Raw genomic sequence first — 23550 nt, 5'->3', positions numbered from 1 at the left:
TGCGACCCCGGGCCTACTTCAGCGCGACGCCATCGGCGTCGAAGACGCGGGTCGTCACCGGGATGGCGCTGTGCACGCTCTGCGTCACGGTGCAGTAGGCCTCGAAGGTGGCGAGCACGCGGTCCAGGTGCTCCAGCGACGCGGCGGGCACGCCGAGCTTCAGGTCGGCCTGGATGGCCAGCACCCGCAGCCGCCCTTCGGCATTGCGGCCGACTTCGGCGCGCACCTCGGCGGTGATCGGCTCAGGCACCTGCTTGAACTTGCGCAGCGCGAACAGCAGCGAATCCGACAGGCAGTTGCCGATGGCCGCCGCGAGCAGCTGCACCGGCGACGGGCCCTGGCCCTGGCCGAGCGGCGGTGGCTCGTCGGCGCGCAGCGGGGGCAGCGCGTCGGCGAAATGGACGTCGAACTGGTAATCCTGGCGCTGGGTCAGGCGGACGGTCTCGATCGGGGCGGTCATCGGGTCGGGTTCTTTCGGAGTCTCAGCGCACTTTGCCAAGCAAGGCCTGGACCTCGTCGAGCACTTCGGCGAGCTGCTTCTGGTTCTTGTCGCTGGTGCCCAGACGCGAGCCGAGCTCCTGCTGCATGAAACACACCGTCATGCGCACGTAGGTGCTGTCCAGCGCCTTGCGCACGGCGGCCATCTGGCTCGCGATGTCGAGGCAGGGCTGGCCCTCCTCGATCATGCGCTGCACGCCGCGCAGCTGGCCTTCGGCGCGCTTGAGTCGGTTGAGCAGGTCGGTGCGGGTCTTGTCATCTGTGAGCATGGCCATGGCGCAGGACTCCGTCGCAGGGGGTGCCGTCGGGGGTATCGGAGGGGCCATTGTCGTTGCTCGCAGCGTGGCAGTGGGGAATCGGGTTGAGCGACTCAGCGTGAACAGGTGCGTGGCACGCCGAGCTTGCCGAGGATCCAGCCCAGCGGGCAGACCTCGGTGAAGCCGTACTGCAGCAGGTTCGCGCCGACGAAGGCCGTGAACGCGAGCCACCAGGGGCTGACGAACAGCGGGCTGCCGGGAATGCCCAGCGCGAGCGACAGCAGGATGAAGCTGCCGGCGAAGATGTGGATCAGGCGATCGATGGTCATGGAATGAAATCCTCGGGATAGGTGGGGGAATCAGCGGTGGTCGACGAGCCGGACGATGCCCAGCGCCTTCAGCACGTACTTCTCGTACACGGGCTCGGAGGTGCCTGACTTCATCTTCGACAGGAAGTACTTCTCGAAGGCGATCTTGGCCAGGTGGACCCACTTGCCCTTCTTGAACCAGTTCACGTTGCGCGGCGGGATCTGCGGCAGGGCGACGAAGGCCGCCCCGGTGTCGCCCATGTCGGCCAGACAGATCGCGTTCCAGGTGGCCTTGGTGTCGGCCGGCTGGCCGGCCAGGTCGGCCGCGATGTTGTGCACGATCGCGCTGACCATGGTCTCGATCATGTAGCCGGTCTTGGGCGCGCCGGTGGGCACGGGGGTCGCTTCGACCGGCGGGATCGCGACGCAGACGCCGGCCGCGTAGATGTTGCGGAAGGCCTTGCTGCGCTGGTGCTCGTCGATCAGCACGAAGCCGCGCGGGTTGCACAGGCCGGGCACCGCGGCGACCGGGTCCACGCCCTTGAAGGCCGGCAGCATCATCGCAAGCTTGAAGCCGACCTCGTGCTCCTTGCGCGGCTGGCCCTGGTCGTCGAGCTCGGTGGTGAACAGCTTGCCGGCCTCGACCTTGCTGGTCTTGGCGTTGGTGATCCACTTGATGTCGTGGCTGCGCAGCTCGGACTCCATCATCGACTTCGAGTCGCCCACGCCGCCCAGGCCGAGGTGGCCGATGTAGGGCTCGCTGGTGACGAAGGTCATCGGCACCTGGTGGCGCAGCTTGCGCTTGCGCAGGTCGGCATCGACGATGAAGGCGAACTCGTAGGCCGGGCCGAAGCAGCTCGCGCCCGGCATCGCGCCGATCACGATCGGGCCGGGGCACTTCAGGAACTCCTGGTAGTCGCGCCAGAAGGCCTCGGCATGGTCGACCGTGCACACCGAGTGGGTGTGGCCGCCGCCGCCGTGCGCGGCGGGGCCGGCGCCGGGCACCTCGTCGAAGGCCAGCTTCGGGCCGGTGGTGATGACGAGGATGTCGTAGTCCAGCGCGTCGCCGTTGGCGAGTGTCAGCCGGTTGGCCGGGGCGTCGATCTTCGTCACTGGTTGGGCGACGAAATCGATGCCCTTCTTGGCCAGCAGCGGGCCGACCTTCAGCACGATGTCGTCGCGCTGGCGCCAGCCCACGGCGATCCACGGGTTCGAGGGCACGAACTGGAAGTAGTCGACCGCGCTGACGACCGTGATGCGGTGCGCCTTGGGCAGCTTGTCGCGCATTTCATAGGCCGCGGGCATGCCGCCGATGCCGGCGCCGAGGATGACGATGTGGGCCATGGCTGTCTCCTTCTCGGCTCTAAGGCCTGTTCACAATGGGGGAAGCGTGGCGGTGCCGGTACACCGCGAAATACAGGACCGGGATCACGACGAGCGTCAGCACCGTGGACACGCCGATGCCGAAGATCAGCGACACCGCGAGCCCGTTGAAGATCGGGTCGTCGAGGATGAAGAAGCCGCCGGTCATTGCCGCGACGGCGGTCAGCGCGATCGGCTGCGCGCGCACCGCGGCAGCGCTCGTCACGGCCTGCGCGAAGTCCATGCCGCGCGCGGTCTGCAGCTCGATGAAGTCGACCAGCAGGATCGAGTTGCGCACGATGATGCCGGCCAGCGCGATCATCCCGATCATCGAGGTCGCGGTGAACTGCGCGCCGAGCAGCGCGTGGCCGGGCATCACGCCGATCATCGTCAGCGGAATGGGCGCCATGATGATCAGCGGCGTCAGGTAGCTCTTGAACTGCGCGACGACCAGCAGGTAGATCAGCACCAGGCCCACGGCATAGGCCGCCCCCATGTCGCGGAAGGTCTCGTAGGTGACCTGCCATTCGCCGTCCCACTTGATCGCGTACTGGCGATAGGGGTCGCTCGGCTGGCGGATCCAGTACTCGCCGATCTCGCCGGCGCCGGGCAGCGCGGCCTTTGCGAGCTGGCTGCGGATCGCGAACAGGCCGTACAGCGGCGAGTCGGTGCCGCCGGCCATGTCGCCGAACACGTAACTCACGCCCTGCAGGTCCTTGGTGTAGAGCGGCTTGTCGATCACGCCGCGCTCGACGCGCACCAGCTCCGACAGCGGCACCAGCTGCCCGTTCGCGGCGCGCAGCGGCAGCGCGAGCAGCGCGTCCAGGCCGACCTGCGATTCGCGCGGCAGCTGCAGCCGCAGCGGCACGGGGTACTTGCTGTGGCCGTCGTGCAGATAGGCGGCGTCGGCGCCCGACAGCGCGCCCTGCACGGTCTGTGCGATCGTCGCCACCGGGATGCCCAGGCTGTCGGCACGCTGTCGGTTCACGCGCAGGAAGGCCCGCGGCGCATCGGCCTTCAGCGAGGTGTCGATCGCGACGATGCCGGGCGTGGCCGCGAAGGCCTGGCGCAGGCGCTCGGCGAGCTGCTGGCGGCCGGCTTCGTCGGGGCCGTAGACCTCGGCCACCAGCGGGCTCATCACCGGCGGGCCGGGCGGCACCTCGACCAGCTTGATGCGGGCGTGGTGGGCGGCGGCGATCTTCTCCAGTGCGGGCAGCAGGCGCAGCGCGATCGCGTGGCTCTTCTCGTCGCGGTGGTGCTTGTCGACCAGGTTGACCTGCAGGTCGCCCTGCTCGGCATCGGCGCGGTTGTTGTACTGGCGCACCAGGCCGTTGAAGGTGATCGGGCTGGCGGTGCCGGCGTAGCCCTGAAGGTGCAGCACCTCGGGCTGCGCCGCCAGGTGCGAGCCCAGGGCCTGCAGCGCGGCGGCGGTGTCCTCCAGCGGCGTGCCGGCGGGCATGTCGACGACGAGCTGGAACTCCGACTTGTTGTCGAAGGGCAGCATCTTCAGCACGACCCACTGCACCACCGCCAGGCCGACCGACAGCGCGAGCGCCGCGAAGATGCCGCCCAGCAGCAGCCAGCGCTTGCGGGCGCTGGCCAGCAGCGGGCCCAGCACGCGGGTGAAGAAGCCCGGCAGGCGTGCGGCCAGGCCGCGCGGTGCCGCCGCGGCGCCGCCGTGCCCAGCCCCGTGTGGCTTCATCAGCTTCAGTGCGAGCCAGGGCGTGACGGTGAACGCGATCGCCAGCGACAGCGCCATGCCCAGGCTCGAGTTGATCGGGATCGGGCTCATGTACGGCCCCATCAGGCCGGACACGAAGGCCATCGGCAGCAGCGCGGCGATGACGGTCAGCGTGGCCAGGATCGTCGGCCCGCCGACCTCGTCGACCGCGGCCGGGATGATCTCGGCCAGGGTCCTGTGCGGCTCGAGCTGCTGGTGGCGGTGGATGTTCTCGACCACCACGATCGCGTCGTCGACCAGGATGCCGATCGAGAAGATCAGCGCGAACAGCGACACGCGGTTCAGCGTGAAGCCCCAGGCCCAGGACGCGAACAGCGTGGCGGTCAGCGTCAGGATCACCGCGGCGCCGACGATCACCGCCTCGCGCCGGCCCAGCGCCAGGCCGACCAGCAGGATCACCGAGCCCGTGGCGAACGCCAGCTTCTGGATCAGCTTGTTGGCCTTCTCGGCCGCGGTCTCGCCGTAGTCGCGCGTGACGGTGGCCTCGATGCCGTCGGGAATCACCGTGCCGTGCAACTCGGCCAGCCGCGCACGCACCGCCTGCGCGACGTCGACGGCATTGACGCCGGGCTTCTTCGTGACCTGCAGCGTGACGGCTGGCAGCGCGGCGCCGGCGCTGGTGCCCGGCGCGGATGCGGCGGCGCCCGGCGTGAACCAGACGTAGTGACTGGTCTGGGCGCTGCCGGCCTCGAGGCGCGCCACCTCGCGCAGGTAGACCGGCTTGCCGTTGCTGGAGCCGACGACGAGGTCGCCGACTTCGTCGACCGAGCGCAGGAACTCGCCGGTCTCGACCGCCAGCGCCTGGTCGCCACCGGCCTGCAGCACCGTGCCGGCCGGCATGCCGAGGTTGGCCGCGGCCAGCGTCTGCTTCAGGCGCAGCACATCGACACCGCGCTCGCGCAGCCGCGACGGGTCGAGCTGCACCTGCACCGCGCGGCCCGGCGCGCCGATGGTCTTGACCTCGCGCGTGCCGGCCACGCGCTTGAGCTCGGCCTCCAGCGTGGCCGAGACCGACTGCAGCTCGAGCGCCGGGCGCCCGTCCTTCGCCCACAGCGTGACGGCGACGACGGGCACGTCGTCGATCCCGGTCGGCTTGACGATCGGCGTCAGCGTGCCGAGGTCACGCGGCAGCCAGTCCTGGTTGGCGTTCAGCACGTCGTACAGGCGCACCAGCGCCTCGGTGCGCGGCACGCCGACCTGGAACTGCACCGTGATCACCGCCAGCCCGGGGCGGGAGACCGAGAAGGTGTGCTCGATGCCGGCGATCTGGCCGAGCACCTGCTCGGCCGGGCGGGCGACCATGGCCTGTACATCGGCGCTGCTGGCCCCAGGGAAGGGGATCAGCACGTTGGCCATCGTGACGTTGATCTGCGGCTCTTCCTCGCGCGGCGTGACCAGCACGGCGAACAGGCCGAGCAGCATCAGCACCAGCGCGAGCAGCGGCGTCAGCGCATTCGTCTGGAAGGCGCGGGCCAAGCGGCCCGAGATACCGAGGGCGGGAGCGGGCGAAGCGGTGTCGTGCATCACGCGCGCCTCAACGAGCCGGCACGGCACCGGCAAGGCCGGCACGCTCGGCATCGGCGGCCACCGCCTCGCCGGGCTTCAGGCCGGCCAGGACCGCGACGCGCCCATCGGCGGTCGGCGTGCCGGCACGCACCGCCCGCAGCGTGAAGCCGCCTTCACGCGCCACGTAGACGGCGGTCAGCTCGCCGCGGCGCAGCAGTGCGCCCGCCGGCACGGTCAGCGGGCCGCCCGCCGCGGCGGCGGCAGTGGGTGCGGCGCCGGTGGCGCGCACCCGCACGCTCTGGCCGGGCCGGCCGGCGGCATCGGCCGGCAGGTCCAGCCGCCACTCGACGGTCTGTGCCACCGGGTCCGCGCCAGGCAACTCGGTGCTGCGCAGCGGCGCGACCCAGCGCGCGGCCTGCTCGCCGGCGGCCGGCAACTCGACCTGGGGCGTCGCCTTGGCGCCGCGCAGCACGCCGGCGCGCGAGGCCGGCACCTGCACCACGGCGCGCAAGGCGCCGGGGGCGTACAGCGTGAGGATCGGGCGGCCCGGGCTGGCGAGGTCGCCGGCTTCGAGGTGGGTCGCCAGCACGATGCCGTCGAACGGCGCGGTGACGGTGGTGAAGCCGTGGGCCAGCGCGGCCTGGCGCCGCGCGCCCTGGGCCTGCTGCAGGCCGGCCTGGGCGGCGCGGGCCTGGGTCTCGGCGCTGTCGAGCGCGGCCTGGCTGATGAATCCCTGCGTGCGCAGCTCGCGCGAGCGCTCCGCGGCCAGGCGGGCGTTGCGCGCCTCGGCCTCGGCCTGGGTCACGCCGGCGTCGCTGCGTGCGAGGCCGGCCGCGGTATCGCGGTCGTCCAGCCGGGCCAGCACCTGGCCGGCGCGCACCGAATCGCCCGCCTTGACGAGCAGCGCCAGCACGTTGCCGCCCGACTGGGCCGCCACGGTCGCCTGGCGGACCGCCTGCAGCGTGGCGTCGAATTCGACGCTGCCGCCGGTGGCAGCCGGCCCCACGGCCACGGTCGGAACGTTGATCGGGGCGGCCGCCATCGCACCGAAGGCGGTGCTGGCAGCGAGCAGCCAGGCGACGCCGCGCCCGAGCACGGCCGGCCGGATGCGCGCAGAGGAGTTTTCTTGTATACCCATGGCGGTATGCTATCACATACCCAGTAGGGTATGCAATTGACCGGAGGAAGTCGACCCGGTCAACATACTGGCGGGCGCTGCGCCGCCACTTGAGAAACCGCAACGGCACCGGCGAGCGCGCGCCAAAGAAAAAACGCCCCGCGGGGCGGGGCGTTCGGGCAACTCGCACATGGCGCGGGTCGCGGGGCCGGCGAGCCGGCCGTGCAGGCCGGTCTCAGAACTTGTAGGTCGCGGCGGCGTACCAGATGCGGCCGCGCGGGTCGGCGAACGAGCCGGCGAAGCCCGCGGCGTGCGAGCCGTAGGACGAGACCGCGGTGAACGGCGGGTCGGCGTCGAACAGGTTGCGTGCGCCGGCGCGCAGCGTCAGGTGGTCGAAGCCGGTGTAGGTGACCGCCAGGTTGAAGCGGCTGGTATCGGCGACCTTGTGGTCGACCGCCACGCCCACGTTGGCCTCGACCAGGCCGGCCGATTCCGTCCAGCCCTTGACGAACACGTTCTCCAGCCGCACGCCCCAGGTGCCCCACTGCCACTCGCCGGCCAGCGTGTGCTGCCAGCGCGGCACGGGCTGGACGGCGCCGCCGTCGCCGGCCGTGTCGAGGTAGTTGACAAAGGGCAGGCCCTTGCCGCTTTGCTGCTCCCACTGGGTCAGGTAGGTGCCGTCGAACTCGACGCCGAACTTGCCCCACTCGCCGAAATTCCAGCGCGTGCGCACCGACAGGTCGACGCCCGAGGTGCGCAGCCCGCCGAGGTTCTCCACCGGCTGGTCAATGAAGGTGATGTAGCCATCGGTCCCGCGGTGGATGCGGTCGTTGTACTGGGTATACAGCGACGGGTCGGACATGATCGAGTCGCCGGTGACCTGGCCGATCTGGTCCTTCTTCTCGATGTGCCAGTAGTCGATCGTGGTCGACAGCCAGGGCATCGGGTCGAGCACCGCGCCGATGGCCCACTGGCGCGATTTCTCGGGCTTCAGATCGAGCGACGACGAGTTGCGCACCGTGAACTGGGTTGCGCAGCGCGCCTGCGGCGGCGTCGTGACCAGGGGGCAGTCGGGGTCGTTCAGCGAGTTGGCGGTGTTGGTGAAGGCCGGCGGCGCGTGCACGTCCCACAGCGTCGGTGCACGGAAGCCCGTGCCGGCCGAGGCACGCAGCACCACCTCCCGGCTCGGCTGCCAGCGGATCGAGGCGCGCGGGTTGAAGGTGTTGCCGAAATCGGAGTAGTGGTCGTAGCGCGCGGCCACGGTCGCCTCGACGCCCTTGGCAAAAGGCATCACCAGTTCGCTGTAGGCCGCGTAGACGTTGCGCGAGGCCTTCGTGGCCGGCACCGAGCCTTCGCCGCCGATGTGCAGGCCCTGGCGGTAGTCGTCGTTGACCGGCTTGTCGTCGGCCTCCTCGCGGCGCAGGTCGACGCCGACGGCCACGGCCATCTGGCCGCCGGCCATCGCCATCAGGTCGCGCGAAGCCTTGGCATCGACGCTGGTGACGGTGCTGGTCGACTCGCGCATCGGGCCTTCCATCAGCGTCGAGCGCAGCAGTGCATCCCCAGCGGCGTCCATCGGGCCGAAGGGGTTGATGTTGCCGGTGGCCAGCGCCGCCAGGAACCTCGGCTCGTTGATGTAGCCGCGGTACTCGAGGTGGCCGCTGGATTGGGCCCAGACGACGCCGGTGTCGTAGTCCCAACCACCGGCCACGCCGCGCAGGCCGCCGACGAAGCGGGTCTGCTCGTTGAGGTTGTCGTTGATGCGGTTGCCCACCGGCACCGAGCGCAGCATCACGTCGACCATCGTGCCGTCGGCCGGGATGGTGTAGCCCAGCGTCTCGAGCAGCTCGCGCGGGAAGTACGGGCTGGTGACCGGCATCGCGAAGTGCGGGTACTCGCCGGTCTCGGCGTTGATGTGGCCGGCGTCGTTCGAGATCGGCACCGGCGCCACGCGCCCGATGTTGTGGTTGCGCGCGTACGAGCCTTCGGCGTACAGCTCGGTGTCGTTGCCGAGGTCGTAGCTGAAGCGGGCGAAGATGTCGCCGCGCTCCGAATCGGGGAAGTTGTCCAGCGCCGCGGCGTAGATGAAGCGGCAGGCCTTGGCCTGCTGGCCGCCCGGCGTCAGGTAGGGCGTGCCGTCGTCGTTGGAGAACTCCTGCACCACGGTGTAGGTCGGGTCGCAGCCGGCCAGGTTCGGGTTGGTCGTGGTGCCGTCGTTGACATAGGCGCCCGGGCTGATCGTGTCGAACATGTCCCAGAAGCGGCCCGGAAACGCGCGGCCGGATGTCGGCGGCGACGAGCCGGGGATCTCGGTCAGGCCGCGCATGTACCACTGCTGGTCGACGGCCTTGACGCGGGTCTGCTTCTGGATGTTGGCGGTGATCAGCAGGTTGAACTTGTCGACCGCCGGGTCGCCCAGGCCGAAGGCGATGCTGCCGCCGGATTCGGTGCCGCCGATGCCGGCCTCGGTGTCGCCGTAGCGGATGCTGATCTCGCCGCCCTTGAAGTTCTTCCGCGTGATGAAGTTGATCACACCGCCGACGGCATCGGAGCCGTACACGGCCGAAGCGCCGTCACGCAGCACCTCGATGCGCTCCAGCGCGGCGAAGGGGATGCTGTTCAGGTCGACCGCGACGTTGCCGCCGACCGAGCCGAATGCGAAGTTGGCCAGGCGCCGGCCATTCAACAGCACCAGCGTCGAGCTGGAGCCCAGGCCGCGCAGGTTGGCGTTGGCGGTGGCGTAGCCGGCCCCTTGCGTCGTGTCGGCGAACATCGCGCCGCTGGCGGCCACGTGGTGGATCAGGTCCTGGACCGTGACGGCGCCGCTCTTCTCGATCTGCTCGCGCGTGATCACGGTCACCGGCAGCGCGGTTTCGGAATCGACGCGCTTGATCGACGAGCCGGTGATCTCGACCCGCTGAACGGGGGCCGGGGCATCCTGCGCGAACGCCGGAATGGCGCCGAATGCCAGCAACAAGTGTGTACAGAGCCTGGTGCGCTGGAACATGCTTCCTCCTAAGGAACTTCACTCTCACGGCGGGGCCTCGTGGGCCGCCGCCGCCCCTTACGTCGCTGGGCGACGGCGGCGGCCGCTGCAAGAAGCCTGCCACCGGCACGCTGCGCCGAGTGGCGGCCATTGTTCGGGGCCGTCAAGCGCCAAGCTGTCGGGACCAACCCGGGAGTTGGCGCTTTCGCCACACCGACCCCCCTACTTGCCCGGCTTGTCTAGGCAGGCCGGCCGGGCGCCGCCCGCGGCCGGCCCGGTACCATCGTGGCCCATGCTGTCGAATCCACCCGTCGCCGACCCCGCCGAGCTGCTGCACGAGGTCTTCGGTTATGCCCGCTTCCGGGGGCACCAGGGCGACATCGTCGACCACGTGATCGCCGGCGGCGACGCCCTGGTGCTGATGCCCACCGGCGGCGGCAAGAGCCTGTGCTACCAGGTGCCGGCGATCGCGCGCCACCGCGCGGGGAAGGGCGTGACGATCGTCGTCAGCCCCTTGATCGCGCTGATGCATGACCAGGTTGGTGCGCTGGAGGAGGCCGGCGTGCACGCTGCCTTCCTCAACTCGACCCTCGACAGCGCCGGCGCGCAGGCGGTGGAGCGCGAGCTGCTGTCCGGCCGGCTGGTGATGCTCTATGCCGCGCCGGAACGGATCACGAACCCCCGCTTCCTGGCGATGCTCGATTCGCTGCACGAACGTGGCCGGCTGAGCCTGTTCGCGATCGACGAGGCGCACTGCGTCAGCCAGTGGGGCCACGATTTCCGCGAGGAATACCTGCAGCTTGACATGCTGGCCGAGCGCTTCGCGGGCGTGCCGCGCATCGCGCTCACGGCCACGGCCGACGAGCACACCCGCGCCGACATCGTCGAGCGGCTGCAGCTGGGCGGCGCGCGCGCCTTCGTCGCCAGCTTCGACCGGCCGAACATCCGCTACACCATCGTCGAGAAGGACAACGCGCGCACCCAGCTGTTGCGCTTCCTGCGCGACGAGCACGAGGGCGACGCCGGCATCGTCTACTGCCAGAGCCGGCGCAAGGTCGAGGAGACGGCCGAATGGCTGAACGCCGAAGGCCTGACCGCCTTGCCCTACCACGCGGGGCTGGAAGCTGATGTGCGGCGCCGCCACCAGGACCGCTTCCTGCGCGAGGACGGCATCGTGATGGTCGCGACGGTGGCCTTCGGCATGGGCATCGACAAGCCCGACGTGCGTTTCGTCGCCCACCTGGACCTGCCGAAGAACATCGAGGGCTACTACCAGGAGACCGGCCGCGCCGGGCGCGACGGCGAGCCGGCGGACGCCTGGATGGCCTACGGCCTGGCCGACGTCGTCAACCAGCGCCGCATGATCGACGAGAGCACCGCCGGCGAGGATTTCAAGCGCCTGCAGGTCGGCAAGCTCGATGCGCTGCTGGCGCTGGCCGAGAGCCTGGACTGCCGGCGCCAGCGGCTGCTGGCCTACTTCGGCGAGAACCAGGCCGCCGGCTACCGTTGCGGCAACTGCGACAACTGCCTGAACCCGCCGCAGCGCTGGGATGCGACCGAGGCGGCGCGCAAGGCCCTGTCGTGCATCTACCGCTTCCGGCAGCACTCGGGCATCGGCTACGGCGCCGGCCACCTGATCGACGTGCTGCGCGGCAAATCGACCGACAAGACCCGCGAGCGCGGGCACGAGCAACTCACGACCTTCGGCATCGGCGCCGATCTGTCCGAGGCCCAGTGGCGCGGCGTGGTCCGCCAGCTGATCGCGCTCGGCCACCTGGCCAGCGAGGGCGAGTACAACACGCTGGCGCTGACCGAGAGCGCCCGCGCGGTGCTGCGCGGCGAGGTCCGGATCGAGTTGCGCGAGCCCCGCGAGCCGACCCCGCGCACGCGCGGCTCACGCGCCAAGTCGGGTGCCGCGCCCAAGGTGCCGCGCGCCGCGGCGACGCTGGACGCGGCCGGCCAAGCGCGCTTCGCTGCCTTGAAGACCTGGCGCAGCGAGGTTGCGCGCGAGCACAACCTGCCGGCCTACATCGTGTTCAATGACGCCACGCTGGCGCAGATGGCCGCCGAATCGCCCGATTCGATGTCGTCGCTGGCCGGCATCAGCGGCGTCGGTGCGAAGAAGCTGGAGGCCTACGGCCGCCAGATCCTGCGCGTGCTCGAAGCGCTGGAAGCCTGATATCCCGCCTTGCCCGAAAGGAAGCGCGCCATGCCCCCGCCGCCCACCTGTCTGGTCGTCTTCCACCACCCCGGGCCGGCCTGGGAGCCGGGGCGGCCGATGTTCGAACAAGCCGGACTGCAGGGCCACATCGACCATTACCGCGGGCTGCTGCAAAGCGGGCAGCTCGGCGCCGGCGGGCCGTTTCTCGACAGCGACGGTGGCGGCATGATGATCGCGCGCCCCGGCATGCTGCTGGAGGACCTGGTGGCGTTTGCGGAGAATGACCCGGCCGTGCGATCCGGGCTGCTGCGGGTGGCCGTGCGGCCGTGGATGCCGGCGATGCGCGCCTCCGACGGGCTGGCCTGACGCCGCCGCCGCGCTGGCGCGCCCGCCCGGTGCCGGCGCGTGCCGGTGCCCCGAGCGCGTAAGCGGCTCAGCGCTTCTGGTCGGACTTCTGTTGGCGCTCGAGGCTTTGCCGGTCGCTGCCGAACGCGGCGGTCCAGAAGGGCTCGAACTTCTGCCCCTTGTCCGGCGGCGGCAACAGCCGCTTGGTATCGGGCGTGTGCGGATGTCGATTAGTGAGTGCTGACTTTTGCATGGTTCTGACCATGTGAGCCGGGAAAGCTCCCAGGAAGGGCTGAAGCATGCTCGGTCAACGCCCGTCCGGTTGTCATGGATGACAAGCAAATGGCACGGGCGCAATAAATTGTGAACTTCCGTGGAGCCGCGGAATCTCGGGCGGGCCGTCGCCTGGGCGGGGGCGAATCCGCGCCCTGGCGCGGCCAGGGGCGGGCTGGGTATCATGACCGGTTGCCCTTCGCCACCCCATGCCCGACACCGACAACCGCCTCATTGACCGCCGTGAAGGCCCTCACGGGCCAGATGGCCCCGCGATTCACATTCCGTTCCCGGAAGGCACGCCCGCGATCCGCGTGCGTGGGGCCCGCACGCACAACCTCAAGAACATCGACCTCGACATCCCGAAGCACGCACTGGTGGTGATCACCGGCCTGTCGGGCTCGGGCAAGTCCAGCCTGGCCTTTGACACGCTGTATGCCGAAGGCCAGCGGCGCTATGTCGAGAGCCTGTCGGCCTACGCGCGGCAGTTCCTGCAGTTGATGGACAAGCCCGATGTCGACGTGATCGAGGGCCTGTCGCCGGCCATCAGCATCGAGCAGAAGGCGACCAGCCACAACCCGCGCTCGACGGTCGGCACGGTGACCGAGATCCACGATTACCTGCGCCTGCTGTACGCGCGCGCCGGCACACCGTTCTGCCCCGAGCACGACCTGCCGCTGGCTGCGCAGAGTGTCAGCCAGATGGTCGACGCGGTGCTCGCGCTGCCCGAGGAAACGCGGCTGATGGTGCTGGCGCCGGTCGTGCGCGACCGCAAGGGCGAGTTCGTCGAGGCCTTCGCCGACTGGCAAGCCCAGGGCTACGTGCGCTTCCGGGTCGACGGCCAGATCGTCGAGGCGACCGAACTGCCGAAACTGAAGAAGACCGAGAAGCACGACATCGACGTCGTGATCGACCGGCTCAAGACCCGGCCCGACATCAAGCAGCGCCTGGCCGAGAGCTTCGAGGCCGCACTGCGCGTGGCCGACGGCCGCGCGATCGCCCTCGAGATGGATGCCCCCGTCGACGGGCCGCCCCTAGACGGGGGCGCGCCCCCGCGGGGGGCCGGCGCGGAGCGCCTTGGGGGCGTCGGACGCGAGCACCTGTTCTCGTCGCGCTTCGGCTGCCCGGTGTGCAGCTACTCGCTGCCCGAGCTCGAGCCGCGGCTGTTCTCGTTCAACTCGCCGGTTGGCGCCTGCCCGCACTGCGACGGGCTGGGCGTGCAGACGGTGTTCGACCCCGAGCGGGTCGTCGCCTTCCCGACGCTGTCGATGGCCGCCGGCGCGGTCAAGGGCTGGGACCGTCGCAACGCCTACACCTTCTCGCTGCTGGAGAGTGTCGCTTCGCACTACGGCTTCGACATCGAGCAGCCTTTCGAAGCGCTGCCCGAGACGGCGCAGCGGGTGCTGCTGTTCGGCTCGGGCGACGAGGACATCGAGTTCCTCTACGAGGCCGAGGGCAAGGGCGGCCGCACGCGGGTCGTCAAGCGCTCGCACCCGTTCGAGGGGATCCTGCCGAACTTCGAGCGCCGCTACCGCGAGACCGATTCGGTCGCGGTGCGAGAGGACCTCGCGCGCTACCAGAGCGCCAAGCCCTGCGCGCACTGCCACGGTACGCGGCTGAAGAGCGAGGCGCGCCACGTCTTCCTGCCCGGCACCGAGGCGCAGCGCGGCAAGCCGATCTACGAGGCCGAGCACCTGACGCTGGCCGACGCCCTGGCCTGGTTCGAAGGCCTGCGGCTGCAAGGCGCCAAGGCCGAGATCGCCGACAAGGTCGTGCGCGAGATCCGCTCGCGGCTCAAATTCCTCAACGACGTCGGCCTGAACTACCTGAGCCTGGATCGCAGTGCCGACACGCTGTCCGGCGGCGAGGCCCAGCGCATCCGGCTGGCCAGCCAGATCGGCTCGGGCCTGACGGGGGTGATGTACGTGCTCGACGAGCCCAGCATCGGCCTGCACCAGCGTGACAACGAGCGCCTGATCGGCACGCTGAAGCACTTGCGCGACCTCGGCAATTCGGTGCTCGTCGTCGAGCACGACGAGGACATGATCCGTGCCGCCGACTGGTGCATCGACATGGGCCCCGGCGCCGGCGTGCACGGCGGCCGGGTCATCGCTGCCGGCACGCCCGATGCGGTGGCGGCGACGCCCGAGTCGCTGACGGGCCAGTACCTCGGCCACCTGCTGAAGATCGCGGCGCCGCCGCGCGCGCCGCGGCCGGCGGGCGAGGCCGCGCCCAAGCTGCAGATCGTCAACGCCCGCGGCAACAACCTGAAGGGCGTGACGGTGGAGATCCCGGTCGGGCTGTTCACCTGCGTCACCGGCGTGTCGGGTTCGGGCAAGAGCACGCTGGTCAACGACACGCTGTACGCCGCGGTCGCGCGCAAGCTCTACAACAGCCACGCCGAGGCCGCGCCGCACGACGCGATCGAGGGGCTCGAGGCCTTCGACAAGGTCATCAACGTCGACCAGAGCCCGATCGGCCGCACGCCGCGCTCGAACCCGGCCACCTACACGGGCTTGTTCACGCCGATCCGCGAGCTGTTCGCCGAAGTGCCGACGGCACGCGAGCGCGGCTACGGTGCCGGGCGCTTCTCGTTCAATGTCTCGGGCGGCCGCTGCGAGGCCTGCCAGGGCGATGGGGTGCTGAAGGTCGAGATGCACTTCCTGCCCGATGTCTACGTGCCTTGCGACATCTGCCACGGCAAGCGCTACAACCGCGAGACGCTGGAGATTCTCTACAAGGGCCGCAACATCGCGCAGGTGCTGGACATGACGGTCGAGGAAGCCAACACCTTCTTCAGCGCCGTGCCGACGATCGCCCGCAAGCTGCAGACCCTGCTCGACGTGGGCCTGGGCTACATCACGCTCGGCCAGAGCGCGACCACGCTGTCGGGCGGCGAGGCGCAGCGCGTGAAGCTGGCGCTGGAACTCAGCAAGCGCGACACCGGCCGCACGCTCTACATCCTCGACGAGCCGACCACCGGCCTGCACTTCCACGACACCGCGCAGTTGCTGCAGGTGCTGCACCAGCTGCGCGACGCCGGCAACACCATCGTCGTGATCGAGCACAACCTCGACGTGATCAAGACCGCCGACTGGCTGATCGACATGGGGCCGGAAGGCGGCGCCGGCGGCGGCACCGTGGTGGCCGAAGGCACGCCGGAGCGGGTGGCCGCCTGCCCGGCCAGCCACACCGGCCACTTCCTCAGAGCGCTGCTCGACGTCGCCTGACGGAGGTCGGGCGCGCGTTCCGGCAAATCCGTCAATGTCTGGCGCTTGCCGCGGTTCGGCCCGCCCACGTCTGCGCCACAATCCAGGGTTTTCGCTGGCGTGGCCGCCGCTTGCCGCAGGCGGGTATTCGCCAGACCACACGGACTCTCTCGAACTTCTCGGAGCAGGACCATGGCATGGCGACCCGCGCCTCTGCCGGTTGACGAGCCCCAGCGCCAGGCGGCGCTTCGCGACCTGGGCTGGTTCAGCCCCCAGGCCGACGGCCTGAGCGACGCCGCGCCGGTCGGTGCGCTGCGCGCGCTGGCCGACGCGGCGAGGCGGCTGTGCGGCTGCCCGGTCGGCCTCGTCACGCTGCTCGGCGCGGAGCAAGGCTGCCAGGTCGGCGTCGATGGGTTCGATGGCGACGACGCGGCCGACGGTGCATCGAGCCGCCTGCGCATGGCGCCGCGCGCCCAGCTGATCTGCGCTCACGCGGTGGCTGACAACGCCTTCCTCGAGGTCCCCGACATCCTGCTCGATGCGCGCTTTGCCGGCGCCATCCGCCACCCGTCGAGCGAGGGCTGGCGTTACTACGCGGCCGCGCCGCTGCGCCTGCAAGGCCACGCGGTCGGCACACTGTGCGTCGCCGGCCCGCGGCCGCACCGGCTGGACGCGGCCCAGCGCCAGCAGCTCGGCCAGCTCGCGCATGCGGCCGAGGCACTGCTCGCCACCCGGCATGCGAACCAGGCCCTGGCCCAGGAACGCCGCCGTCTGGCGGACCTGGCCCGCGCTTCCGGCGACTGGCTGTGGGAGCTCGACGAACAGCTGCGCCATCGCTGGCTGTCCGACGATGCGGAGCGCCTGACCGGCGTGCCGGCGTCGGCACTGATCGGCCTGCCGTTGGCCGACGAACCTTGTGTCGACGCCGTCGGCGAGCCGCTGCGCTCGGGCGCCACGCTGCACGGCCGACTGGCCCAGGGCGCGGCGCTCGCGCGCGTGGTCACGCGCCTGGACACGCCGCGGCGCGGTTGTCTCTATGTCTCGCGCAGTGCGGTGCCGGTGCTCGACGAGCACGGCGCACTGCGCGGCTGGCGCGGCAGCGCGCGCGACGTGACCGGCCAGGTGCTCGCCGCCCGCGAGACGCGCGAGCGCGACCAGCGCATGCACAAGCTGCTGGCCCAACTGCCAGGCGCGGCGTTCCAGATGCGGCTGCAGGCCGACGGCACGCAGCCGCACTATCTGTATGTGAACGAGGGTCTGCGCGGGCTGTTCGGGGGCCCGGGCGCTGGCGAGGACGCCAGCGTGCCTGCGCTGCGCAGGGTGCTGCCACAGGACCGCGCCGCCGTGGTCCGGGCCGTCCGCGCCGCGATGCGGAACCTGCAGCCGACGCGCATCGAATACCGTTTCAGGCGGGGTGACGGCGTCGTCCGCTGGCTCGAGACGCGGGCGACGCCCGAATGCCAGCCCGATGGCCGGGTCGTGTTCCACGGTTTCACCTGGGACGTGACCGAACGCCACCAGGCCCAGGACGCGCTGCGCGCACACGAGGCGCTGCGCCTGGCGCACGACAGCGCCGAGCGCGCCAGCCGCGCGAAGAGCGAGTTCCTGTCGCGCGTCAGCCATGAACTGCGCACGCCGCTGAACGCGATCCTCGGTTTTGCGCAGCTGATGGGGCTGGACCGCGAGCAGCCGCTGCTCGGCGCGCAGCGCCACCGGCTGGACGGCATGCGCCAGGCCGGTCAGGCGCTGCTGGCCTTGGTCGACGACGTGCTGGACCTGTCGCGCATCGAGCAGGGAGCGCTGACCTTGTGTGACGAGGCGATCGAGCTCGCGCCACTGCTGCGGGCCGGCATCGACGCGGTCCAGCCCCTGGCGGCGGCCCGTGCGGTGCAGATCGCGCTGGCGGCCCCGGCGGGCCTGTGCGTGCGCGGCGACGCGGCCGCGCTCGAGCAGGCCCTGGTCAACCTGTTGTCCAACGCGATCAAGTACAACCGCGTCGGCGGCCGTGTGGCCGTCGATGTCGAGGCGGTCGACGACACGATGCTGGCAATCCATGTTCAAGACGACGGCGAGGGCCTGCGGCCCGACCAGCTGGCGCAACTGTTCCAGCCCTTCAATCGGCTGGGTGCAGAGCGCCGGCGCGTCGGCGGCACCGGCCTCGGCCTGGTGATTGCGCGCGGTCTGGCGCGCGCGATGGGCGGCGATATCCGGGCCGCGAGCGAGCCCGGCCGCGGCAGCCGCTTCAGCCTGCTTCTCGGCGCCGCGGCGCCGGGCGATGGCGGTGCCGCGTCCCGCCCCGGCAGCGATGCCGGCACGGCCGAGGCCGCGGGCACCGATGGGCGGGTCGTGCTCTACATCGAAGACGAGCCGCTGAACGTGCTGCTGATGGAAGAGGTCTTCCGCACCCAGCCCGGGTGGACGCTGCATGTCGCGCACGATGGTGCCAGCGGCGTCGAGCTCGCCGCGCGGCTGCGGCCCGACCTGGCGCTGATCGACATGAACCTGCCCGACATGAACGGCCTGGAGGTGCTGCGCCGCGTGCGTGCCGACCCGGCCACCGCCGACCTGCTGTGCGTGGCGCTGTCGGCCGATGCGATGAGCGAGCAGATCGCCGCCGCCCGGGCCGCCGGTTTCGACGACTACTGGACCAAGCCGATCGACCTCACGCACCTGCTCGACAACGTGCGCCGCGTGATCGACGGCCACCGCGGCACGGGCTGATCGGCCCCGGCAGGCCCGAAGCCCAAGAAAGAAAAAAGCCGGCGTGATGCCGGCTTCTCCATGCGCAGGCGGCCGCCGGCCGCCGCGCGATCAGCTCAGATGGCTGTTGATCAGCTTGGTCATCTCGAACATCGAGACCTGCGCCTTCTTGAAGATTTCCTTCAGCTTGGCGTCGGCATTGATCATCGTCTTCTTGGCCTTGTCCTGCAGGCCGTTCTTCTTGATGTACTCCCAGACCTTCTTCGTCACCTCGGTGCGCGGCACGGCCTTGTCGCCGATGATCGCGGCCAGCGCAGCGCTGGGCGTCATCGCCTTCATGAACGCAGCGTTCGGGGTGCGCTTCTTGGCCGGAGCGGCCTTCTTCGCCGGAGCCGCCTTCTTGGCCGCCGCCTTCTTCGCCGGAGCGGCCTTCTTGGCCGGAGCGGCGGCCTTCTTCGCGGGCGCTGCCTTCTTGGCAGGCGCCGCCTTCTTCGCCGGAGCGGCCTTCTTGGCCGGAGCGGCCTTCTTCGCAGTTGCCATGTCGATTCTCTCCATCAAGTGAGGTGTTGATGTGCCGGGCCCGGGTGGAAGCCGCATGGACTTCCATTTCTCGCAGGTTCCTCAGCGCCCCGAATGGTACTGCGTGTACGAGGGGCTGAGAAGCCGTTTTCCCTCGTAAAACACGCTTTGCACCCTCGAAGTGACCCGCATTTGTCGCTCCTGGGCATCACCTGGGAGCGAATCGATACGGTGACCCGTATTTTCACGAGGGCATCGGCGCCGCACAATGCCGCTCGTCGTGCCACGTCATCACGGCGCGTGGCCATCACCCAAGAAAGGAAGTCGCCTGCGATGAAGCTGATCGTTCGTTGGTTGCTGCTTGCGGCGGCGCTGCTGCTGGTGGCCAACATCTACCCCGGCGTGACGGTGGCGAGCTTCGCCTCGGCGCTGATTGCGGCACTGGTGCTGGGCCTGCTGAACACGCTGGTGCGGCCGCTGCTGGTGCTGCTGACGCTGCCGGTCACGCTGCTGACCCTGGGCCTGTTCCTGTTCGTCATCAACGCGCTGATGTTCTGGTCGGCCGCCTCGCTGCTCGAGGGCTTCGAGGTCGCCGGCTTCGCCGCCGCGCTGATCGGCTCGCTGATCTACAGCGCCTGCGGCATGGTGATCGACATCGCCGTCGAGCGCCTGTTTGCGCGCGAGTGAGCCGCGCGGGTCGGCCGGCGGCGTAGCATTCGCCGTACGCGCCACTCGATGGCGCCACCCATCACGCGCCACGCGCTGGCGCGCCCATCGACCTTGCGGAGGGCCCCGCCATCGCTTCGAACCCGACTTCCCTCGAACTCACCGCCGGTGAGCTTCGCCTCGCGCTGCGGCCGGACCTTGGCGGCTGCATGGCCGGCTTGTGGCTCGGCGACCTGCCGGTGCTGCGCAGCACCGAGCCGGCGGCGCTCGACTCGTCGCGTGCCTCGGGTTGCTACCCGCTCGCGCCGTATTCGAACCGGCTGGGCTTTCGCCGCTTCCGCTGGCAGGGGCAGGACTACACCACGCAGCAAAACTTCGACGACAACCCGCATTCGGTGCATGGCGTGGCCTGGCAGCGCCCGTGGTCGGTGGTGTCGAGCGACGGCGTGAACGCCGAACTGGCCTACGAGCACGTGGGCGATGCGCATTGGCCGTTCGACTTCGCGCTGCGCCAGCGCTTCGAGCTGACGCCCGAGTCGCTGACGGTGCGGCTGCACCTGACCAACCGCGCCGCGCTGCCGCAGCCGGTGGGGCTGGGGTGGCACCCGTACTTTCCCAAGCGCACGCGCAGCCGGCTGCACATCGAACTGACCGAGCGCTGGGAGCCCGACGCCAGCGGCCTGCCGACGCGCAAGCACCCGCAAGCCGGCATCGACGGCGACATCGCCCATCTTGATTTCGATCACTGCTTCGAAGGCTGGCAGGGCGACGCGAAGATCCGCGACGAGAAGCTGCGCATGAACCTGCGCTCGTCGCTGCCCTACCTGGTCGTCTTCACGCCGCAGAACAAGCCCTACTACTGCGTCGAGCCGGTCAGCCACGTCAGCAACGCGATCCACATGGCCGACCCGATGGCCCACGGCCTGCGCAAGCTCGCACCCGGCGAGGCCTTCGAGGCCTGGATGACGCTGGAGGTCGCGCACGTATGAGCGTGACCGAGCTGGAGCCCCTGTTCGAAGCCCGGCCGCTGCCGGTGCCGCCGTCGCTGCTCGGCGAGTCGCCGTTCTGGCACCCGATCGAGGCGGCGCTGTACTGGTGCGACATCCCGGGCAAGCGCCTGCACCGCTGGCACCCGGCCAGCGGTGCCCACCGGGAGTGGGCCTTCGACTGCGAGCCGGGCAGCGCGGCGCCGGTGCTTGGCGGCGGCCTGCTGCTGGCGATGCGCGACGGGCTCTGGCACTTCGATCCCGCCACCGGTGAGCGCCGGCTGCTGGCCAAGCCGCCCTACGACCCGGCGCACGAGCGCTTCAACGACGGCAAGGCCGACCCACAGGGGCGCTTCTGGGTCGGCACCATCTACGAGCCGCGCGAGCCCGCGCTGGCCGCGCTGTACCGGTGGTCGGGCAGCCAGCTGCAGCGCATGGCTGGCGACGTCACGGTCAGCAACGGCCTGGCCTGGAGCTCGGATGGGCGCACGATGTACTGGAGCGACACCAAGACCCATCGGATCGATCTGCTGGATTTCGATCCCGCGGAGGGCTCGGTGTCGAACCGTCGGCCGTTCCTGCAGTTCCCGGTCAAGCAGCCGGGCCTGCCGCTCGAGGCCTACGGTGGCCGGCCCGACGGCGCGGCCGTCGACAGCGAAGGCGCTTACTGGAGCGCGATGTTCGAGGGCCAGCGCCTGCTGCGCATCGCGCCGGACGGCCGCGTGCTGCGCGAGGTGCGCCTGCCGGTGCGCTGCGCGACCATGGCCTGCTTCGGCGACGCCGACCTGAAGACGCTCTACATCACCACGGCACGCGAGAAGCGGCCGGCAGACGAGCTGGCGGCCCAGCCGTGGGCCGGGCTGGTGTTGCGCATGCGGGTCGACGTGCCCGGCCTGCCGGTCAACTTCGCCCTCGGCTGATGGCGGTCGGCGCCGTAACCGCGCCGTAACTGCACGCGCCTCTTCGGCACGTCCTTATGCGATCCCTACGCGCCCCGGGCTAGGCGATTGGAGTCGGGCAGGGGTTTGCCCGTATAATCCCGCGGCTTTGCCGACCGCATCCCCCAAACGCCCCCACTCTGCCCCGCCGCCCGCCCCAACAGGCACGCCGCGACCGGGCCGATCCGATCAAGACGATCCCTGGGCCGGATGGAACGATTGGGATGATGAGGTCGCCAAGCCGCCGTTCAAGGCCCTGACCCGGGAAGAGGCTCAGGCCCTGGCGGCGGAAAACCCCGCCGTGTCACCGTGGCGGGTGGTCGCGGCCCAGGCTGCGGTCGGGGGCATCGTGGCTGCGCTCGCGTGGCTGCTGATGGGTGAGCCGTCGTATTTCTGGTCGGCGCTGTATGGCGCCGCCACGGTGGTGCTGCCGGGGGCCCTGATGGCTCGCGGCATGACCAGCCGACTCAGCAGCATGGCGCCCGGCGTCTCCGCCGTCAGCTTCATGTTGTGGGAGTTGGTCAAGATCGGGGTTTCGGTCGCGCTGCTGGTCGGTGCGCCGAAGCTGGTGCCGCATCTGAGCTGGCCGGCCCTGCTGGTGGCGCTGGTGCTGTGCATCAAGGTGTATTGGGTCGCGCTTGCTTGGCGCGGGCGCAAGACGACAAGTCGAGCGCCTTGAACAGTTAGAACGGACGAGCAATTCATGGCAGCCGAAGGTCACGCCGCAGAAGCCGCAGAACACGCACCCACCGCGGGTGAGTACATCGTTCACCACCTGACGCACGCTCGCAACAAGGAGCTGCACGGCCCGTTCGACCTGTCCGTGGTCGCCTGGGACTCGATGTTCTTTGCCATCTTGCTGGGTGTCGTCGGCTGCTTCTTCCTGTGGCGCGCGGCACGCAGTGCCACCTCCGGCGTGCCGGGTCGGTTCCAGGCCGCGGTGGAGATCCTGGTCGAGATGGTCGAGTCGCAGGCCAAGGGCATCGTCCACAACGCCCAGAGCCGCAAGCTCGTCGCGCCGCTCGCGTTGACCGTCTTCCTCTGGATCTTCCTGATGAATGCGATGGACCTGCTGCCGGTGGATCTGCTGCCCTTCATCTGGGAGAAGATCGTCGGCGCCACCGGCGGCGACCCGCACCACGCCTACCTGCGCTCGGTGCCCACGGCCGACCTGTCGGTGACCATGGGCCTGTCGGTCGGCGTGTTGATCACCTGCCTGATCTACAACGTCAAGATCAAGGGCTTCGGCGGCTGGGTGCATGAGCTCTTTGCCGCGCCATTCGGCAACCATTGGGCCCTGGCGCCCTTCAACTTCCTGATGCAGATCATCGAGTTCGTCGCCAAGACGGTCTCGCACGGCATGCGTCTGTTCGGCAACATGTATGCGGGCGAGCTGATCTTCCTGCTGATCGCCCTGATGGGCGGGGCACTCGGCTCGGTGGGCTTCGGCACCGGCCTGGGCCTGGCCATCGGCCATATCGTGGCCGGCTCCGCCTGGGCGATCTTCCACATCCTGATCATCACCCTGCAGGCCTTCGTGTTCATGATGCTCACGCTGGTCTACATCGGCCAGGCGCACGACTCGCACTGAGCGCGCCAGCCACGCTTTCCGCCGTCTCCCGTTTCCTTTTTTCCTCCACAACACAACCTTTTCGACTAGGAGTCACCATGGAAGTCATCAGCTTTGTTGCCCTCGCCGCCGGCCTGATCATCGGTCTGGGCGCTATCGGTGCCTGCATCGGCATCGGCATCATGGGCAGCAAGTACCTCGAGTCGGCCGCGCGCCAGCCCGAGCTGATGGGTGAGCTGCAGACCAAGATGTTCCTGCTGGCCGGCCTGATCGACGCGGCGTTCATCATCGGCACCGGCATCGCGCTGTGGTTCGCCACCGCCAACCCCTTCCTGGGCCAGATCGCCAACCTGCCGAAGTGATCGCGGGCGGCTGCATCGAAGCCGTCGTCGCCGGCGTGCCGTGCAG

At 70.0% G+C, this 23550-nt stretch carries 19 protein-coding genes; 10 read left to right on the top strand and 9 right to left on the bottom strand.

What is annotated here, in order from left to right:
- Positions 1–13: 13 nt before the first annotated feature.
- The 7 genes from VJ693_RS03505 to VJ693_RS03475 form a co-directional block, all read right to left on the bottom strand.
- A complete protein-coding gene (locus VJ693_RS03505; protein ID WP_324152079.1) occupies positions 14–460 on the bottom strand; it encodes an OsmC family protein in 447 nt (148 codons plus the stop codon).
- A 22-nt stretch (positions 461–482) separates the two neighbouring features.
- Complete coding sequence (locus VJ693_RS03500; protein ID WP_324152078.1) at positions 483–773, bottom strand: metal-sensing transcriptional repressor; 291 nt, start codon at positions 771–773, stop codon at positions 483–485.
- Positions 774–868: 95 nt separating this feature from the next.
- A complete protein-coding gene (locus VJ693_RS03495; protein ID WP_324152077.1) occupies positions 869–1084 on the bottom strand; it encodes a DUF2892 domain-containing protein in 216 nt (71 codons plus the stop codon).
- Between the two features lie 30 nt (positions 1085–1114).
- Positions 1115–2407 (bottom strand): FAD/NAD(P)-binding oxidoreductase, encoded by a 1293-nt coding sequence (locus VJ693_RS03490; protein ID WP_324152076.1) that lies wholly within the window; start codon positions 2405–2407, stop codon positions 1115–1117.
- Between the two features lie 19 nt (positions 2408–2426).
- Positions 2427–5690, bottom strand: a complete 3264-nt coding sequence (locus VJ693_RS03485; RefSeq protein WP_324152075.1) for an efflux RND transporter permease subunit — start codon at positions 5688–5690, stop codon at positions 2427–2429.
- A 10-nt stretch (positions 5691–5700) separates the two neighbouring features.
- The gene (locus tag VJ693_RS03480) at positions 5701–6810 is read right to left on the bottom strand and encodes an efflux RND transporter periplasmic adaptor subunit (RefSeq protein WP_324152074.1); all 1110 of its coding nucleotides are present in this window, start codon (positions 6808–6810) and stop codon (positions 5701–5703) included.
- Positions 6811–7024: 214 nt separating this feature from the next.
- On the bottom strand, positions 7025–9796 hold the full coding sequence (locus VJ693_RS03475) for a TonB-dependent receptor (RefSeq protein ID WP_324152073.1): 2772 nt from the start codon (positions 9794–9796) through the stop codon (positions 7025–7027).
- Between the two features lie 271 nt (positions 9797–10067).
- Here VJ693_RS03475 and recQ point away from each other — a divergent pair, with 271 nt between their 5' ends.
- Together recQ and VJ693_RS03465 are read left to right on the top strand one after the other, a co-directional pair.
- The gene (gene recQ, locus VJ693_RS03470) at positions 10068–11954 is read left to right on the top strand and encodes a DNA helicase RecQ (protein WP_324152072.1); all 1887 of its coding nucleotides are present in this window, start codon (positions 10068–10070) and stop codon (positions 11952–11954) included.
- A gap of 30 nt (positions 11955–11984) precedes the next feature.
- Positions 11985–12302: a YciI family protein gene (locus VJ693_RS03465; protein WP_324152071.1), complete on the top strand. Its 318-nt coding sequence runs from the start codon at positions 11985–11987 to the stop codon at positions 12300–12302.
- 67 nt (positions 12303–12369) lie between these two features.
- On the opposite strand, the gene VJ693_RS03460 is transcribed toward VJ693_RS03465, so the two are convergent.
- Positions 12370–12534: a hypothetical protein gene (locus VJ693_RS03460; RefSeq protein ID WP_324152070.1), complete on the bottom strand. Its 165-nt coding sequence runs from the start codon at positions 12532–12534 to the stop codon at positions 12370–12372.
- A gap of 328 nt (positions 12535–12862) precedes the next feature.
- Here VJ693_RS03460 and uvrA point away from each other — a divergent pair, with 328 nt between their 5' ends.
- A complete protein-coding gene (gene uvrA / locus VJ693_RS03455) occupies positions 12863–15784 on the top strand; it encodes an excinuclease ABC subunit UvrA (protein ID WP_324152105.1) in 2922 nt (973 codons plus the stop codon).
- A gap of 171 nt (positions 15785–15955) precedes the next feature.
- Positions 15956–18484 (top strand): ATP-binding protein, encoded by a 2529-nt coding sequence (locus VJ693_RS03450; RefSeq protein ID WP_324152069.1) that lies wholly within the window; start codon positions 15956–15958, stop codon positions 18482–18484.
- Positions 18485–18574: 90 nt separating this feature from the next.
- Here the strand turns inward: VJ693_RS03450 and VJ693_RS03445 are convergent, their stop codons facing one another.
- Entirely contained in the window at positions 18575–19003 is a 429-nt protein-coding gene (locus VJ693_RS03445; protein ID WP_324152068.1) for an SWIB/MDM2 domain-containing protein, read from the bottom strand.
- A gap of 312 nt (positions 19004–19315) precedes the next feature.
- Between VJ693_RS03445 and VJ693_RS03440 the strand changes: the two genes are divergently transcribed.
- From VJ693_RS03440 to atpE, 6 genes are all read left to right on the top strand, one after another.
- Positions 19316–19669 carry a phage holin family protein gene (locus VJ693_RS03440; RefSeq protein ID WP_324152067.1) on the top strand — a complete coding sequence of 118 codons (354 nt, stop codon included), beginning with the start codon at positions 19316–19318 and terminating at the stop codon, positions 19667–19669.
- An 86-nt stretch (positions 19670–19755) separates the two neighbouring features.
- Complete coding sequence (locus tag VJ693_RS03435; protein WP_324152104.1) at positions 19756–20637, top strand: aldose 1-epimerase; 882 nt, start codon at positions 19756–19758, stop codon at positions 20635–20637.
- Positions 20634–21554 (top strand): SMP-30/gluconolactonase/LRE family protein, encoded by a 921-nt coding sequence (locus VJ693_RS03430; protein WP_324152066.1) that lies wholly within the window; start codon positions 20634–20636, stop codon positions 21552–21554. The genes VJ693_RS03435 and VJ693_RS03430 overlap by 4 nt, the downstream gene beginning before the upstream one ends.
- A gap of 127 nt (positions 21555–21681) precedes the next feature.
- The gene (locus tag VJ693_RS03425) at positions 21682–22251 is read left to right on the top strand and encodes an ATP synthase subunit I (protein ID WP_324152065.1); all 570 of its coding nucleotides are present in this window, start codon (positions 21682–21684) and stop codon (positions 22249–22251) included.
- 24 nt (positions 22252–22275) lie between these two features.
- Complete coding sequence (gene atpB, locus VJ693_RS03420) at positions 22276–23163, top strand: F0F1 ATP synthase subunit A (RefSeq protein ID WP_324152064.1); 888 nt, start codon at positions 22276–22278, stop codon at positions 23161–23163.
- A gap of 77 nt (positions 23164–23240) precedes the next feature.
- The gene (gene atpE / locus VJ693_RS03415) at positions 23241–23504 is read left to right on the top strand and encodes a F0F1 ATP synthase subunit C (RefSeq protein ID WP_128198652.1); all 264 of its coding nucleotides are present in this window, start codon (positions 23241–23243) and stop codon (positions 23502–23504) included.
- The last annotated feature ends 46 nt before the right edge of the window (positions 23505–23550 follow it).

This window comes from Ideonella sp. (assembly GCF_035254525.1).
Taxonomy (GTDB): Bacteria; Pseudomonadota; Gammaproteobacteria; order Burkholderiales; family Burkholderiaceae_C; genus Ideonella.
This window is presented reverse-complemented; position numbering and strand designations above follow the sequence as displayed.